This window comes from Pedobacter mendelii (genome assembly GCF_014635725.1).
In the GTDB taxonomy this organism is placed as follows: domain Bacteria; phylum Bacteroidota; class Bacteroidia; order Sphingobacteriales; family Sphingobacteriaceae; genus Pedobacter; species Pedobacter mendelii.
The window spans coordinates 32,170-45,996 of record NZ_BMDJ01000005.1 but is presented as its reverse complement, the minus strand read 5'-3'; the positions used below and the strand labels follow the sequence as shown (position 1 = coordinate 45,996).

Genomic DNA, 13,827 nt, shown 5'->3' with positions numbered 1-13,827 from the left:
TTTAGAGGTTTGCGTTAATCATCTTCATAATCCAAACCAGCTACAGAATTATAAGCACCCTGTAATTCAGAAAAAGCATGCATATCTCTCTTGTTTCTTGTTACAACCATTCCTTTCTCGTAAATTTCAATTGCTTTTTCTTTTTGACCATCTTTTTCATACAACTTTCCTAAATGATAGTAAGTGCCAACATAATCAGGATGTTTATCAGTTAACTGAAGGTAAAAATTATAGGCTTTTTCCTTATCATTTTGAGCGTTATACTCTGTGGCTAAGGCATATAGTATAAAAGGATCATTCGGATCACTTTCAAAAAATTCTAATAACTTGCTTAAACGGGTAGATGACATTTTATTTCCTTGCTTTTTTAATTAAATTTGCAGAAAGACCTTATATATAAACACAATAACATGAAGCGATTATGAGAAAAATGCTGTTGTAAAATCACTCATAATACCTTCGTAAAATTAAAAACCAATAAAATACATATGAAAATATTAGTTTGTATCAGCAACGTGCCAGACACGACAACAAAAATAACCTTTACCAACGATAATACAGAATTCAATACTGCAGGAGTACAATATATTGTTAATCCTTACGATGAAATTGCTTTATCAAGAGCAATTGAGTTAACTGAAGGCGGAAAAGGAACTGTTACTGTTATTAATGTTGGCGAAGCGAGCAACGACCCGACAATTAGAAAAGCATTAGCAATTGGTGCTGATGATGCTGTAAGAGTGAATGCTTTACCAAGAGATGCTTATTTTGTTGCTAAGCAAATTGCAGCGTATGCAAAAGATAAAGATTTTGATATTATTTTAACAGGGCGTGAATCTATCGATTATAATGGTAATCAGGTTGCTGCAATGGTTGGAGAATTTTTAGATATTCCATCTGTTTCAATCATTAAAAAATTAGAAACTGACGGGACATCATCAACTGTTGAAAGAGAAATTGAAGGTGGTAAAGAGGTTTTAACGGTAACAGGTAAATTTATTGCAAGTTGTGCAGAGGGTGTCGCTGAACCAAAAATCCCTAATATGCGTGGAATTATGTCTGCAAGAACAAAACCACTGAATATAATAGAGGCTGTTTCTATTGAAGAGGTAACCAAGGTAATTAAATTTGAAACTCCTGCGCCTCGCGGTGCTGTTAAATTGATACCTGCTGATCAAACGGAGCAATTAATTGGCTTATTACACAGTGAAGCTAAAGTGATTTAATAATAACTCTTATAATCAAATAACTAAATAATTACACAAATCCATTTTAGGATCTAGAAATAAATATATGTCAGTATTAGTATATGTAGAACAAGCTGAAGGTAAATTTAAGAAATCGGTTTTCGAAGCTGTTTCTTATGCCAAAGCTATTGCCGATCAGCAATCAACAAACTTAACAGCAATTTCTATTGGTAATGTTGCCGAGGAAGAATTAAAAGAATTGGGTAAATACGGAGCATCTAAAATTTTAAATGTAAGTGTCGATCAATTAAAAACTTTCGTTAACCAGGCTTATGCTAGTGTTATTGCTTCTGCTGCCGAAAAAGAATCTGCAGATATAGTTGTGCTTTCAAACTCGTTTTCGGGCAAAGGCCTAGCACCTCGTATTGCTGTAAAACTCAAAGCTGGTTTAGCAGATGGTGCGGTAGGATTACCAAAAATTGATGGCAGTAAGTTTGAAGTAAAGAAAACTGCATTTTCAGGTAAAGCATTTGCTATTACAGAACTAACATCTGCCAATAAAATAATTGCTTTAAATCCAAATGCTTTTGGTGTAAAGGAAAACCATACTGATGTAGTTATTGAAAATTTCGCTGCAGATATTAAACAATCCGACTTGGGTACAGTTATAAAAGATATTGTTCGTGCAACAGATAAAATTTCATTACCTGATGCAGAATTAGTTGTATCGGCTGGTCGTGGATTAAAAGGCCCTGAAAATTGGGGAATGATTGAAGAACTAGCGAATTTATTAGGTGCAGCTACAGCATGCTCAAAACCGGTAAGCGATGCCGACTGGAGACCACACTCAGAACACGTTGGTCAAACAGGAATCTCAATTAGCCCAAACTTATATATTGCGATCGGTATATCTGGAGCAATTCAGCATTTGGCTGGTGTTAGTTCTTCGAAAGTTATCGTCGTAATTAATAAAGATCCTGAAGCACCATTTTTTAAAGTGGCAGATTATGGTATAGTTGGTGATGCATTCGAAGTAATTCCAAAATTAATTGAAGCACTAAAAGCACATAAAGCGTAATTTTGTCATCCCGAGCCTGTCGAAGGATTAAATTAAATGTTTCGACAAGCTCAACATGACATCTGAAAGTATGAAGAAAGTAAAATTAGATATCGTAGGCTTATCTTATAGCCAAACTCAATCAGGCGCTTATGCTTTGGTTTTAGGCGAAGTTAACGGTCGCAGACGTTTGCCGATTATCATTGGTGCATTTGAAGCCCAGGCAATAGCAATAGAAATTGAAAAAATGACACCAAGCAGGCCGTTAACCCATGACCTGTTTAAATCAATGGCTGAAACTTTCCATATTAATATTCAGGAAATAATTATCTACAACTTAGTTGATGGTGTTTTCTATGCAAAATTGATTTGCAGCGATGGCAAAAACACACATGAAATAGATGCAAGAACATCTGATGCTATAGCTTTAGCAGTAAGGTTCAATGCTATGATTTACACTTACGAATTCATTTTAGCATCAGCAGGAATTGTAATTGAAGGAAACGATTTCTTATTTCTTGAGAATATGGATAGCATTGCAAAAGAGCCAGAAGCAGATACCATTCCAACTTCTACTAGTAAACAAGGTTATGGAGATTTAAATTTAGAAGAGCTAAAACAAAAACTACAGGAAGCAATTGCAGAAGAAGCTTATGAAAAAGCAGCAAGACTTCGAGATGAACTTAATAAAAGAGGTAAATCTTAAGAAAACTTAACAATAATTTTAATAAAATTTATTTCAAGTAAGATTTCAATTCAAAAAGTTTATATATAAAACTAAAAGTTTACATAACCCAAATTGTTTAAAATAATTTGGGTTCATTTTTGAATTATGTTTCAAAATAGTTCTATATTCATCTTTTACTTTCAAATCAAACAAACAATTAATATATGAATGTTAAGTTTCGCTTAACTATAATGAGTTTCATGCAATTTTTTGTATGGGCCGCATGGTTAATTACGATTGCAAATTACTGGTTTGGAACCAAGCAATGGGACGGTGCAGATTTTGGGATAATTTTTTCTACAATGGGTATTGCATCACTATTTATGCCAACAATAACAGGCATAATAGCCGATAAATGGATAAACGCAGAGAAGCTTTACGCAATCCTACATATTCTTTACGCAGCCACAATGTTCTATTTACCTCAAGTAGAAAGTCCTCATAGTTTCTTTTGGGTAATGCTGATAGCCATGTGCTTTTATATGCCAACAATTGCATTGAGCAATTCCATTAGTTATACCACTTTAAAAAACGGTAATTTTGATGTGGTTAAAAATTTTCCACCAATACGTGTTTGGGGAACTGTGGGCTTTATTGTTGCAATGTGGATTACGAACTTAACAGGCAATAAAGCAAGTGCAAGTCAATTTTATATTGCTGGTGTAAGTGCTTTATTATTAGGAATATATTCTTTCACACTTCCTGCATGTAAACCGCAAAATTTAATAAGCGAGAAAAAAACATTTGTACAAAAGCTGGGATTAGAGTCTTTTAAGCTTTTTGCTGATTATAAAATGGCTTTGTTTTTCATTTTCTCTATGTTTTTAGGCGCTGCACTTCAGCTAACAAACGCTTACGGCGATGTTTTTTTAGATGAATTTAAGTTATTCCCAGTTTTTGCAGATTCATTTGTAATCCGATATTCTACCATAATTCTTTCTATCTCTCAAATATCAGAAACGCTATTTATCCTAGCTATTCCATTCTTTTTAAAACGATTTGGAATTAAATGGGTTATTGCCATCGCAATGTTTGCCTGGGTACTTCGCTTTGCTTTATTTTCATTCGGCGACCCATCTGCAAATTTATGGATGATAATAACATCATGTATTGTATATGGCATGGCTTTCGATTTCTTCAATATCTCAGGTTCATTATTTGTAGAAACTTCAACAACGGCTAAAACGCGTTCATCAGCTCAGGGTTTGTTTATGATGATGACTAATGGCTTTGGTGCCGTATTTGGAAGTCTCATTTCGGGCTGGATGATTAATAAATATTTCACAACTTACTACAACAGTATTGATTCACTATCTAAATATGTTAACAGCGAAGCTGATAATAAGCATTTACTTCAATTTTTGAAAAATAAAGGCATTAGTGTATTGCAAAACGGAGATTTAAGTAGGGCATTGGATGTCAAAGACTGGCACAACATCTGGCTGTCTTTCACAATTTACGTTCTCATAATTGCAATAGTTTTTGTTATAATATTTAAACACAAACATACCCGAGCAGAAGTAGAAGCCATTAATCATTTATAACCTCTTAATCCCTTATGTCCACCGGTAAATACAGAAAAGAACACAATTGCTTAAACTGTGGTTCGCATGTAGAAGCGCATTATTGCAGCAATTGTGGACAACCAAATTTAGAACTAAAAGAAAGTTTCTGGGGCTTTATAAGCCATAGCATTGCTCATTATTTTCATTTTGATAATAAATTTTTTCAAACGCTAACTCCCCTATTAATCAAACCCGGACAAGTAACCTTAGATTATTTGGCAGGAAAAAGAGCCAGGTACATCAACCCGGTGAGTATGTATATATTTGTATCGATTGTATATTTTTTGGTAGCATACTCGCCAGAACATTCTAAAAAAAATAAAGAATATAAATCGAGTAAAACTGCTACAGAAAAAGTTACTGCCATTGATAGTGTAAGTAAAGAATTAGCCGATGCTGGAATAGTTAATGGCAAAAGTGCCGAGGTTTTAGATAAGGTTAAAGCCGGATTTAAGGAAGAAGTTGATGTAGAAAACTTTAAAGAACTGAATTTTAAGGAGCAGGCTGTCGTCCTATCTAAATTAAAAACCCAGGGTACTACAAATAAATCTGATTCACTAAAAAAAATAATATCTAAACTTTCTAGCATTCATAATGATAGAAATGACAGCACGTATAGCGCATACCTTTCCCGACAAAAACAATTACCCTTACTAAAACAGGATAATTGGTTTGAACGGATGGCGACAAAACGTTCGATATCAATTGGCGAAAAATCGGAGGTAATAAAAGAAACATTAGAACACAACCGGCCGAAACAATACTTTTTAATGATGCCGCTTCTGGCTTTATTTATTATGTGGAATTTCCGTAGAAATCACATTTACTATTTAAACCATTTAATTTTCACGATACATGGAATGACTGCATATTTTATTGTTTCAATATTTACAGAGCCTTTAAAAAAATACATTTTCGGCGAACATTCTTTACTTGCAAACATTATCGAACTCGGCGTGATTATCTGGATTGTTTGGTATTTTTATAATGCTTTAAAAGTATTCTATCAAAGAAAACGCGGAGCTACAATTTGGAAGATGGTATTTATTTTTATACTCTACGGTATTGCTCTTGCAATTACTGAAACGGTAATGTTAAACATTATATATTACGTAGCAACCTAAAGTATATAAATTTTAACATAAAAAAATCCCAGGTTTTTAAAAAGCCTGGGATTTTTTTATATGTTGGGTTATGTTACTTTCTATCTTTTATTGCAACAAAGTCTCTGTCGGTTTCACCAACGTAAATCTGACGGGGACGACCGATTGGTTCCTTATTTTCATGCATTTCTTTCCATTGTGCAATCCATCCTGGTAAACGACCTAATGCAAACAAAACGGTAAACATTTCTGAAGGGAAGCCTAAAGCACGATAAATAATACCCGAATAAAAATCTACGTTTGGATATAATTTTCTATCGATAAAGTATTGGTCAGTTAATGCTGCTTCTTCTAATTTCTTTGCAATTTCTAAAATCGGATCATCAATACCCAGGTTTTCTAAAATATCATCACATGCTTTCTTAATGATTTTAGCGCGAGGATCAAAGTTTTTGTAAACTCTATGACCAAATCCCATCATGCGGAATGAATCATTTTTATCTTTTGCCTTGTTTATCCATTTTTCAGTATCGCCCCCATCTTCTTTAATTAACTCAAGCATATCAATTACAGCTTGATTAGCCCCGCCATGTAGCGGACCCCATAGTGCTGCAATACCAGCTGCAATAGATGCATATAAATTACAGTCTGAAGAGCCAACGATACGAACCGTAGATGCAGAACAGTTTTGTTCATGATCTGCATGCAGAATAAGCAGTTTATTCATTGCACTAACTACTATCGGATTTACGTCATAATCCTCGGTACGCTGACCGAAGGTCATCCAAAGAAAATTGGTAACATAATCGTATTTATTTTTCGGATAAATAAGCGGATGACCTAAAGATTTTTTGTAAATGAAGGAGACTATTGTTGGTAGCTTAGCCAATAATTTAATAATGGTTAAATCTTGCTCTTCTGCAGTCTGATTTGGCTTTAAACATTCAGGATAAAATGTAGATAATGAGAATATTAACGAACCTAGTTGCCCCATTGGATGTGACCTTGATGGATAACCATCAAAGAATTTTTTCATATCCTCATGAATCAATGTGTGTTTGCTAATTTCTGCCTGGAAGCCATCTAACTGTTCTTGCGTTGGAAGATTACCATAAACTATAAGATAGGAAACCTCTAAAAAGCTTGATTTTTCGGCAAGTTCCTCAATCGAATAGCCTCTGTATTTCAAAATACCTTTTTCGCCATCCAAAAATGTGATTTTACTTTTTGTAGAACCAGTATTTTTGAAACCTGTATCTAAAGTAACAAAACCGGTTAAATCTCTCAATTTTGAAATATCAATCGCCTTTTCGTTTTCTGTTCCTGTAATTACCGGTAATTCAATTGTATTACCATCAACTTTAATTTCTGCAATATCTGACATATTATTGTGTTGTGTTTATAGCTTTCTAAATTATATAAAATTAATATACATGCATAGCAAATCTGTTAATTTAATATGAAATATTAGTCAGTATGACGTAACAATCATGATTAACAAAATTATGCTTTATGATTATTTTGCTTTAATCTCTTCGGTAACTCTACCACATTCCAGCATCTCTTTACCATAGTAAGGATTTCTAATTTCCTTTTCTGTAGATAGCCAATCTCCACCATCACCTTTATTTGCCATTGGGCAATGCTGAACATAAATAGTTCCCTGCTCTAGCTCATCAGCTTTAACGAAAGCAATCAAGTCCATACTTAAAGCGGTAAAATCTTTTCTTTGCGCTACTAAATCATTAGTATTTGCTATATTTTTGGCGATGCTTGCAGTGGTTTCGCAACCTTCAAAATTAGCAAGACTAGTTTGTAATTCTTTAGCTGCTTTTTGAGCATCGGATGAATCAGATTTTACCAAAGCATTTTTAAGGTTTTCATATTGAAGAAAAATCTGTTCCTTTTTAGCATCTTTAATTACAACTTTATTTGTTTTTGTTGCAACAGAAACTGCATCGGTATCTTTTAAATCTGTTGATTTTTTCTCTGACTGATTGCAGGCCATTAAAGAAGCTAATATCGTTACGCCTAATATCCTTTTCATAGTACTTGGTTTTCGGCTCAAATTAGCAATTTAAATATTAATTAAATAAAAAAAGCCCCCGAAAATTTCGGAGGCTCCTATTAAATGATGTTTTAATTATAATTTGAAATTATATCCTAATCTCAAAGCAAATTGTCCGGTCTTCATAAAATACAAATCAGAAGCACTGTTATTTACATAACCTTCATATTTTGCACCAATTTCTAAACCGTTTGTCCACTCGTAGCCTAAACCACCAGTGTAAATAAAGTTCATTTCAGCACCTTCTTTCAAAGCTAGACCAGTACCAGCACCACCTGTTAAATACATTCTGTCGAAAACAAAAGCTTTTACGCCACCCATTAAAGGAATGAATTCGAAATTAAGTGGGCTACTTTTCCATTTAAGTTTTGTGTAACCTCCAGATGCAAAAACAGCAACCTCTTTAGTTAAGTCGTATTGTAATTTTAAATCTGCGCCATATCCGTAATCCATTTCAGATTTATCAGGAAAAAGTCCACCTTGAACACCTACGCCAACCTTGAAAGCCATGCCGCTTCCTGTAGTCATCGGTTCAGTAGTGCCCATTGTTTGAGCCTTTAAATTAGATGTGGTTAAAATTGCAAGGGCTGTTAATGTCGTTGCAAAAAGTTTAGTAACTGTTTTCATTTTAAGATATTTTTAAGTTATTAATTAAGGGTTTAGCTATACATACGATCATATTAGTAAAACAGATTTTTTAAATATTATTTTTTTTGAAATTTCTGAAAATAAAGAAAGCCCCCGAATTCGGGGGCTTTCTTTAAAATGATATTTTGCTTGTTATTATAAGCTAAAACCGTAAGCCAAACGGATACCAGCATAACCTATACTTCCATTATTAGAATAACCTTCGTATTTAGCTGCTAAATCTAAACCATTACTCCAAGAATAACCGATTGCAGGAGAATAAACGAATGAAGTTCCAGAACCTTTATTTGTACCGAAACCTGCACCTAATTCTGCTAATCCATAAGCACCTGCACCTGAATCATTAAAGAAATATTTAACACCCGCTTTTACCGGAATAACACCAAAACTAGCATCAAAATCTTTAACTTTAAAATTTGTGTAGCCAGCTGTTACTGGGATTGATAATTGTTTATCAATGTCAAATTGATAACGTAAATCACCGCCTATTGCGAAGCTATAACCTTCAGTTGTCGGGATACCAACGTTTAATCCTATTCCTAATTTTTGTGAAGATTGTGCATTTACATTTGTAGAGAAAAATAATGCTACTACAGCTGCTGAAGTAGCCACGATTTTAGTAATTGTTTTCATTTTTAATTATATTATTTTTGAGTTAAACTATATTAACTCGATGATTACAAACCCTGTGCCAAAAAGAGCTTTTTTGAGTATTTTCAGTATACAGTTAAGTCATTGTTAATTCACAAAAATATTTTTCATTAAAAAGAACATTTTTCTAAAACCTGTTGTTTTAATTGATTAATTGGCGATGAAGCATCAAGCCAATTTATCAAAACCCCATCTTTCTCCATTTTTCTGAAAAAAGTATTTTGACGCTTCGCAAATTGACATATAGCAATTCCTAATTTTAATTTTAGTTCATTATAACTCAATTCTCCAGTTAAGTAATTGACGATAAACTTATATTCTAAACCATAGAGAATAAGCATTTCTCTACTTACTCCGGCCGCTAATAAATCTCTAACTTCTTCAATCAAACCATTATTTAACCTTAATTCTAATCTTTTAATTATATTAAACCTTGTTTGCTCAACTTCATTCTTCAAACCAAAAATTAAAGGTTTAATCTCAGGTCTTTCAACCTCTTCAATTTTATTATATTCAAGGTATTCTGCTATCTCAATGGCCCGAATTAATCTCTTTTTTGATGAATTATCAGCATGACTAGTGTTTTCAATAGGATAAAAAGACAATTTATCTATCAGTTCCTCTTTAGAAAAATTATCTAATAATAAACGCAAATCAACATCGACAGGAACATTTGTATACAGTTGATTTTGTAAAATACTGTGAATATACATTCCTGTTCCTCCGCATAGTATTGGTTGCTTAATTCTATCCATTACAGATTGATATGCATTGTAAAAATCATTTTTAAATGCATCAACATTATATCGCTGTCCTGGCTCCAGTATATCAATAAGGTGATGTGGAATACTTTTATCGCCAATTGAATATTCAGCCAAGTCTTTTCCTGTGCCAATATTCATCTTTTTAAAAACCTGCCGGCTATCTGCACTTATAATTTCGCCATTAAGTTCTATTGCAACCTGCACAGCAAGTTTTGTTTTACCAGAAGCTGTTGCACCCAAAATGATGATTAATGTATTTTCCGACATACTAAAATCTTAAAATGAATTTAATGCTACCTGTATTAAATACATTCGAACATGTGAATTCAATATTATCTTTTTGTAGTTTTCTCTTTAAATTGGTATCTAAATTGAAATATTGTGGAGGTAAAATACTAATGTTTTTAAAGTCAATTTTAAAATAACTTTCGCCAGCAGACCAATCTCTATCTGCATATGTCATTATATCGTTAGGCATTACAAGCCTTTCTATGTGCTTAATTAGTTTGCTTAATCCGCCCGTAATCGAATATCCTCCTTTAGTTGCAAACCTTATTAATTCTAAAGATTTATAATTTTCTGTGTGATTCATTTTACGAAGTGAAGAGAAAGTTGCAACTGCTAAAAGTTCATTTAAATAGAAAAGCCCAAACTTATAGCGACTGCTGACTGCACCCTGAAGATGATTTGCATTTAAAAATTCATCTGCTTCAGGCTTATTAATTTTTCGAACTTCTGTTTTTCTACCATGAATCCTTTTGTTATGCCCTAAAAGTGACATTAACCTAAATAAAACTTGTTCAGGTTTCGATGTCCACACATCTTCCCATAAATGAATCAGTTTAATATTATTAATAGAATGCTGGTCTTGGATATGAATTAAATCTTCGGGCAGAAAATTATTTTTGGTATTTACCAAATGAATTATAAAATTATGCTTAGGAAATGATAAAAGATTACCCTCAATTGAATGGTATATAATGCTATTATTCTGTAAGGCAGATAAAAATTCACTTCGCCACTTACAGGTTATCATTAAAGAATTTACACTAGAATTGTTCAATAAACTGGTTGTTGAATATTTAGATTATTGAAGGCAAATTTAACTTTTTAAGGAGAATAAATTCTATACCCAGCCTCTTTCTTTAAAATTTGTGTATATAATTTCGATAAATATTTCAACTTCTTTTAATTTATCTTCATCAAGCTCAGAAATGGAAAAACCTTCCTTAACATTTCCGAATTCGACTAAATCTTGTGCCGAATCAAATTCACTTGTATTCAATTGAATATCAACAACTTCAGCATTTATAAAAATTCCTACGAAAAAACGTTCAGTGGTTTTACCATCGTTTTCTATTACATTTTTTTCACTTACCAAAACATAGTTTGTTTCAGAATTTTCACTAACAGTATAACCTCTTGCTGCATAAGGTTGTAAGCTTGCTCTTATGGTTTGGAAAATTTCTACAAGGTCAGTTTTCATATATGTGTTTTTAATACTAACTAACATTTATGATTAACTTTTGTTTATTTTTTATTAATCTAGCCACCATTTTTCTGAGGGAAAATCTTTGTTTAAAACCACTCTTTCTCCAAGTTTTGGTATAATGATTTTTAAATTTTGTTTTTCAGCTGCTAAGGTTACTCGTTCTGCCGGTTCATTCCATGGGTGCATGGATAAACTAAATTTACCCCAATGCACAGGCATTAAAATTTTTGCATTTAATTCAATTGCTGCTTGTACAGTTTGCTCGGGGAACATGTGAATAAACGGCCAAAGCTCGTTATATTGACCACATTCCAAAAACGCAATATCAAAAGGTCCATAATCGTCACCTATTTTTTTAAAATGAACATCATAACCTGAATCGCCTCCTAAAAATAGTTTGTAATTTGGTGTTTTTAAAACAAATGCCGACCAAAGTGTTTGATTGCGTTTAAACTTTCTTCCGGTAAAGTGACGGGCGCATACAGCCGTAAATTCTAAATCATCAGATAATGAAATTGATTGTTCCCAGCATAGTTCGTTAATTTTATGAGTATCGATACCCCATCTTTCTAAATGTGAACCCACTCCTATCGATGTAACAATATTTTTGACTTGAGGCGCAATTTTTAGAATACTTTTATAATCTAAATGATCATAATGATCATGAGTTACAACCAAAACATCTATATTTAAAAAAGCTTCAGCTTTTACAAAATTAGTACCAGGAAATGCCTTGCTACCAATAAAGGAAAACGGGGATGGTGTTTCACTAAAAACCGGATCTACTAAAATTCTTTTATTATTTATTGTAATTAGATAAGAAGAATGCCCAAACCAAACAATTTCTGGCGAATTACTTTCGGGTGCTTTGTTTAAATCAGTTTTAATGAAGTTTAACGCCTTCTTAGGGATTTTATTAGGGTGCTTGCCAAAAAAGTATTTTTTAATAATTGTAAATAAACTTACACCTTCTGGCTGCATAGGTGTTACAGAAATATTTTGTAATGCTCCATTACGATAATTTTTTAAATGATGGATTGAATTAAGCCTTTCTCCTTTTGGTAATCGACCAAATACAGGTAGATTAGTTACGATTAAGAAAATCAGAATTAGGACGATTAAAGTATAAACAGCTATCATTAATTTTAAATTGACTAATTAGGATAAATTTTTTAACAAGGAAATTCATTTTAAATAGGAAGAACTGATCTAATGTAATCGAATAATATTTGACTAATTAAATTACTTGATTAATAAATCTAAATTTTATCAATCATCATCGTTGAATACAAAAATTAGCATTCTGTCCGTCTGTTATTCTTCTGTAAATACAGAAATTATGGTTTCATTACCCATTATAGATTATTAATTACACTTGATATACAAATAAAGTTTTTTAAGTTTTTATTTACCTCATATGAATGCATTATATGTTTAAGTTCTGAATAAAAAGAAATGAGGTAAAAAAAACCACGCTAACGTCTTATTAATTTTGTATTATTACAACACAAACATATTTTATATAGTTTAGTAACTTAAATGCAATCTAAGCCAACAACCATTAAGGAAATAGCCAAAATATTGAACCTTTCGCCTTCAAGCGTATCCAGGGGTTTACATGATCACCCAAGTATTGGTGCAGTTACGCGTGAAAAAATTAAGCAACTTGCAAAATCTTTAAATTACGAGCCAAATAACGCTGCTATTCTTTTTCAAAAAGGTAAAACTTACACAATTGGTGTTATCCTTCCTAAATTATCTGAACATTTTTTTTCTATTGCTATTTCAGCGATTGAGGATGAAGCGTTGAAAAAAAACTACACTGTAATTTTCGCTCAATCTCATGATGATATTGAGAAAGAAGTTAGGTTGGTTGATAAAATGAAAAATCAGCGTGTAGATGGATTAATAGTATCAATCAGTAAGGATACTTCTAATTTCGATCATTTCGAAAAGCTAAAAGCTTTTAATATACCTGTTGTATTTTTCGATAGAATTCCTCCATTTAAAAATGTTCATTATGTTGCTTGTTCTCTTGAAAATGCAACAATTAAAGCTGTTAATTTTCTGCTAAAGAAAGGCCATAGAACTATAGGCATGATAAATGGACCCACAACGCTATTTGCAAGTGGTGAAAGAAAAGAAGGTTATATGCAAGCCATCAATTTTAATCGCTTAAAATTTGATCCATCTTTGGTTGTAAACTGTAATTTAACGGAACAAGGATCAATCGATGCTGCAAACCAACTCATAAATCATAAGAGAAAACCAACTGCTATTGTAGCTTTTAACGATTATATTGCTTTATTTTTAATCAGATATTTAAAGAAACTCAAAATTGCTGATGAAATTGATGTTGTAAGTTACGCCAACCTTCCTTTAATGAATTATTTAGATTATTCACCAATTGCGTCGGTAGAACAGTATCCATATCTTCAAGGCCAAAAGGCTGCCAATATTCTTTTAGATTTAATTAATAATCCAAATGTAGAAAACCAGGCCTTTTACAATACTTTGATAGAATCCGATTTGATAATTAACAACAAAATGGTCGATTAAATATCA

15 protein-coding genes are annotated in these 13,827 nt (G+C 32.5%); 6 read left to right on the top strand and 9 right to left on the bottom strand.

Annotation, left to right across the window (positions count from 1 at the left end):
* Positions 1-14: 14 nt before the first annotated feature.
* Positions 15-350 (bottom strand): tetratricopeptide repeat protein, encoded by a 336-nt coding sequence (locus IEV50_RS10200; RefSeq protein ID WP_188413797.1) that lies wholly within the window; start codon positions 348-350, stop codon positions 15-17.
* Between the two features lie 138 nt (positions 351-488).
* Here IEV50_RS10200 and IEV50_RS10195 point away from each other — a divergent pair, with 138 nt between their 5' ends.
* The 5 genes from IEV50_RS10195 (at position 489) to IEV50_RS10175 (ending at position 5,660) form a co-directional block, all read left to right on the top strand.
* Complete coding sequence (locus tag IEV50_RS10195; RefSeq protein ID WP_188413795.1) at positions 489-1,226, top strand: electron transfer flavoprotein subunit beta/FixA family protein; 738 nt, start codon at positions 489-491, stop codon at positions 1,224-1,226.
* 67 nt (positions 1,227-1,293) lie between these two features.
* Positions 1,294-2,265 carry an electron transfer flavoprotein subunit alpha/FixB family protein gene (locus tag IEV50_RS10190; RefSeq protein ID WP_188413793.1) on the top strand — a complete coding sequence of 324 codons (972 nt, stop codon included), beginning with the start codon at positions 1,294-1,296 and terminating at the stop codon, positions 2,263-2,265.
* Between the two features lie 70 nt (positions 2,266-2,335).
* Positions 2,336-2,950, top strand: coding sequence for a bifunctional nuclease family protein (locus tag IEV50_RS10185; protein WP_188413791.1), 615 nt, complete (start codon positions 2,336-2,338; stop codon positions 2,948-2,950).
* A 185-nt stretch (positions 2,951-3,135) separates the two neighbouring features.
* Positions 3,136-4,515 carry a nucleoside permease gene (locus tag IEV50_RS10180; RefSeq protein WP_188413789.1) on the top strand — a complete coding sequence of 460 codons (1,380 nt, stop codon included), beginning with the start codon at positions 3,136-3,138 and terminating at the stop codon, positions 4,513-4,515.
* Between the two features lie 14 nt (positions 4,516-4,529).
* On the top strand, positions 4,530-5,660 hold the full coding sequence (locus IEV50_RS10175) for a DUF3667 domain-containing protein (RefSeq protein ID WP_188413787.1): 1,131 nt from the start codon (positions 4,530-4,532) through the stop codon (positions 5,658-5,660).
* A 73-nt stretch (positions 5,661-5,733) separates the two neighbouring features.
* On the opposite strand, the gene IEV50_RS10170 is transcribed toward IEV50_RS10175, so the two are convergent.
* From IEV50_RS10170 to IEV50_RS10135, 8 genes are all read right to left on the bottom strand, one after another.
* The gene (locus IEV50_RS10170) at positions 5,734-7,023 is read right to left on the bottom strand and encodes a citrate synthase (protein ID WP_188413785.1); all 1,290 of its coding nucleotides are present in this window, start codon (positions 7,021-7,023) and stop codon (positions 5,734-5,736) included.
* 132 nt (positions 7,024-7,155) lie between these two features.
* On the bottom strand, positions 7,156-7,686 hold the full coding sequence (locus IEV50_RS10165; protein ID WP_188413778.1) for a DUF3347 domain-containing protein: 531 nt from the start codon (positions 7,684-7,686) through the stop codon (positions 7,156-7,158).
* A 96-nt stretch (positions 7,687-7,782) separates the two neighbouring features.
* On the bottom strand, positions 7,783-8,334 hold the full coding sequence (locus tag IEV50_RS10160; RefSeq protein WP_188413776.1) for a hypothetical protein: 552 nt from the start codon (positions 8,332-8,334) through the stop codon (positions 7,783-7,785).
* 156 nt (positions 8,335-8,490) lie between these two features.
* The gene (locus tag IEV50_RS10155) at positions 8,491-8,988 is read right to left on the bottom strand and encodes an outer membrane beta-barrel protein (RefSeq protein WP_188413774.1); all 498 of its coding nucleotides are present in this window, start codon (positions 8,986-8,988) and stop codon (positions 8,491-8,493) included.
* A 128-nt stretch (positions 8,989-9,116) separates the two neighbouring features.
* Positions 9,117-10,037: a tRNA (adenosine(37)-N6)-dimethylallyltransferase MiaA gene (gene miaA, locus IEV50_RS10150; protein ID WP_188413772.1), complete on the bottom strand. Its 921-nt coding sequence runs from the start codon at positions 10,035-10,037 to the stop codon at positions 9,117-9,119.
* A 1-nt stretch (position 10,038) separates the two neighbouring features.
* Positions 10,039-10,806, bottom strand: coding sequence for a hypothetical protein (locus tag IEV50_RS10145; RefSeq protein ID WP_188413768.1), 768 nt, complete (start codon positions 10,804-10,806; stop codon positions 10,039-10,041).
* A gap of 90 nt (positions 10,807-10,896) precedes the next feature.
* The gene (locus tag IEV50_RS10140) at positions 10,897-11,256 is read right to left on the bottom strand and encodes a hypothetical protein (protein WP_188413766.1); all 360 of its coding nucleotides are present in this window, start codon (positions 11,254-11,256) and stop codon (positions 10,897-10,899) included.
* A 54-nt stretch (positions 11,257-11,310) separates the two neighbouring features.
* Positions 11,311-12,402, bottom strand: a complete 1,092-nt coding sequence (locus tag IEV50_RS10135) for an MBL fold metallo-hydrolase (protein ID WP_188413763.1) — start codon at positions 12,400-12,402, stop codon at positions 11,311-11,313.
* Between the two features lie 399 nt (positions 12,403-12,801).
* Here IEV50_RS10135 and IEV50_RS10130 point away from each other — a divergent pair, with 399 nt between their 5' ends.
* On the top strand, positions 12,802-13,821 hold the full coding sequence (locus IEV50_RS10130; RefSeq protein ID WP_188413761.1) for a LacI family DNA-binding transcriptional regulator: 1,020 nt from the start codon (positions 12,802-12,804) through the stop codon (positions 13,819-13,821).
* The last annotated feature ends 6 nt before the right edge of the window (positions 13,822-13,827 follow it).

Coding starts and splice junctions, on each gene's coding strand:
- IEV50_RS10130 (WP_188413761.1), top strand. CDS start 12,802: ATGCAATCTAAGCCAACAACCATTAAGGAAATAGCCAAAATATTGAAC.
- miaA (WP_188413772.1), bottom strand. CDS start 10,037: ATGTCGGAAAATACATTAATCATCATTTTGGGTGCAACAGCTTCTGGT.
- IEV50_RS10185 (WP_188413791.1), top strand. CDS start 2,336: ATGAAGAAAGTAAAATTAGATATCGTAGGCTTATCTTATAGCCAAACT.
- IEV50_RS10135 (WP_188413763.1), bottom strand. CDS start 12,402: ATGATAGCTGTTTATACTTTAATCGTCCTAATTCTGATTTTCTTAATC.
- IEV50_RS10200 (WP_188413797.1), bottom strand. CDS start 350: ATGTCATCTACCCGTTTAAGCAAGTTATTAGAATTTTTTGAAAGTGAT.
- IEV50_RS10190 (WP_188413793.1), top strand. CDS start 1,294: ATGTCAGTATTAGTATATGTAGAACAAGCTGAAGGTAAATTTAAGAAA.
- IEV50_RS10140 (WP_188413766.1), bottom strand. CDS start 11,256: ATGAAAACTGACCTTGTAGAAATTTTCCAAACCATAAGAGCAAGCTTA.
- IEV50_RS10145 (WP_188413768.1), bottom strand. CDS start 10,806: ATGATAACCTGTAAGTGGCGAAGTGAATTTTTATCTGCCTTACAGAAT.
- IEV50_RS10195 (WP_188413795.1), top strand. CDS start 489: ATGAAAATATTAGTTTGTATCAGCAACGTGCCAGACACGACAACAAAA.
- IEV50_RS10155 (WP_188413774.1), bottom strand. CDS start 8,988: ATGAAAACAATTACTAAAATCGTGGCTACTTCAGCAGCTGTAGTAGCA.
- IEV50_RS10180 (WP_188413789.1), top strand. CDS start 3,136: ATGAATGTTAAGTTTCGCTTAACTATAATGAGTTTCATGCAATTTTTT.
- IEV50_RS10165 (WP_188413778.1), bottom strand. CDS start 7,686: ATGAAAAGGATATTAGGCGTAACGATATTAGCTTCTTTAATGGCCTGC.
- IEV50_RS10160 (WP_188413776.1), bottom strand. CDS start 8,334: ATGAAAACAGTTACTAAACTTTTTGCAACGACATTAACAGCCCTTGCA.
- IEV50_RS10175 (WP_188413787.1), top strand. CDS start 4,530: ATGTCCACCGGTAAATACAGAAAAGAACACAATTGCTTAAACTGTGGT.
- IEV50_RS10170 (WP_188413785.1), bottom strand. CDS start 7,023: ATGTCAGATATTGCAGAAATTAAAGTTGATGGTAATACAATTGAATTA.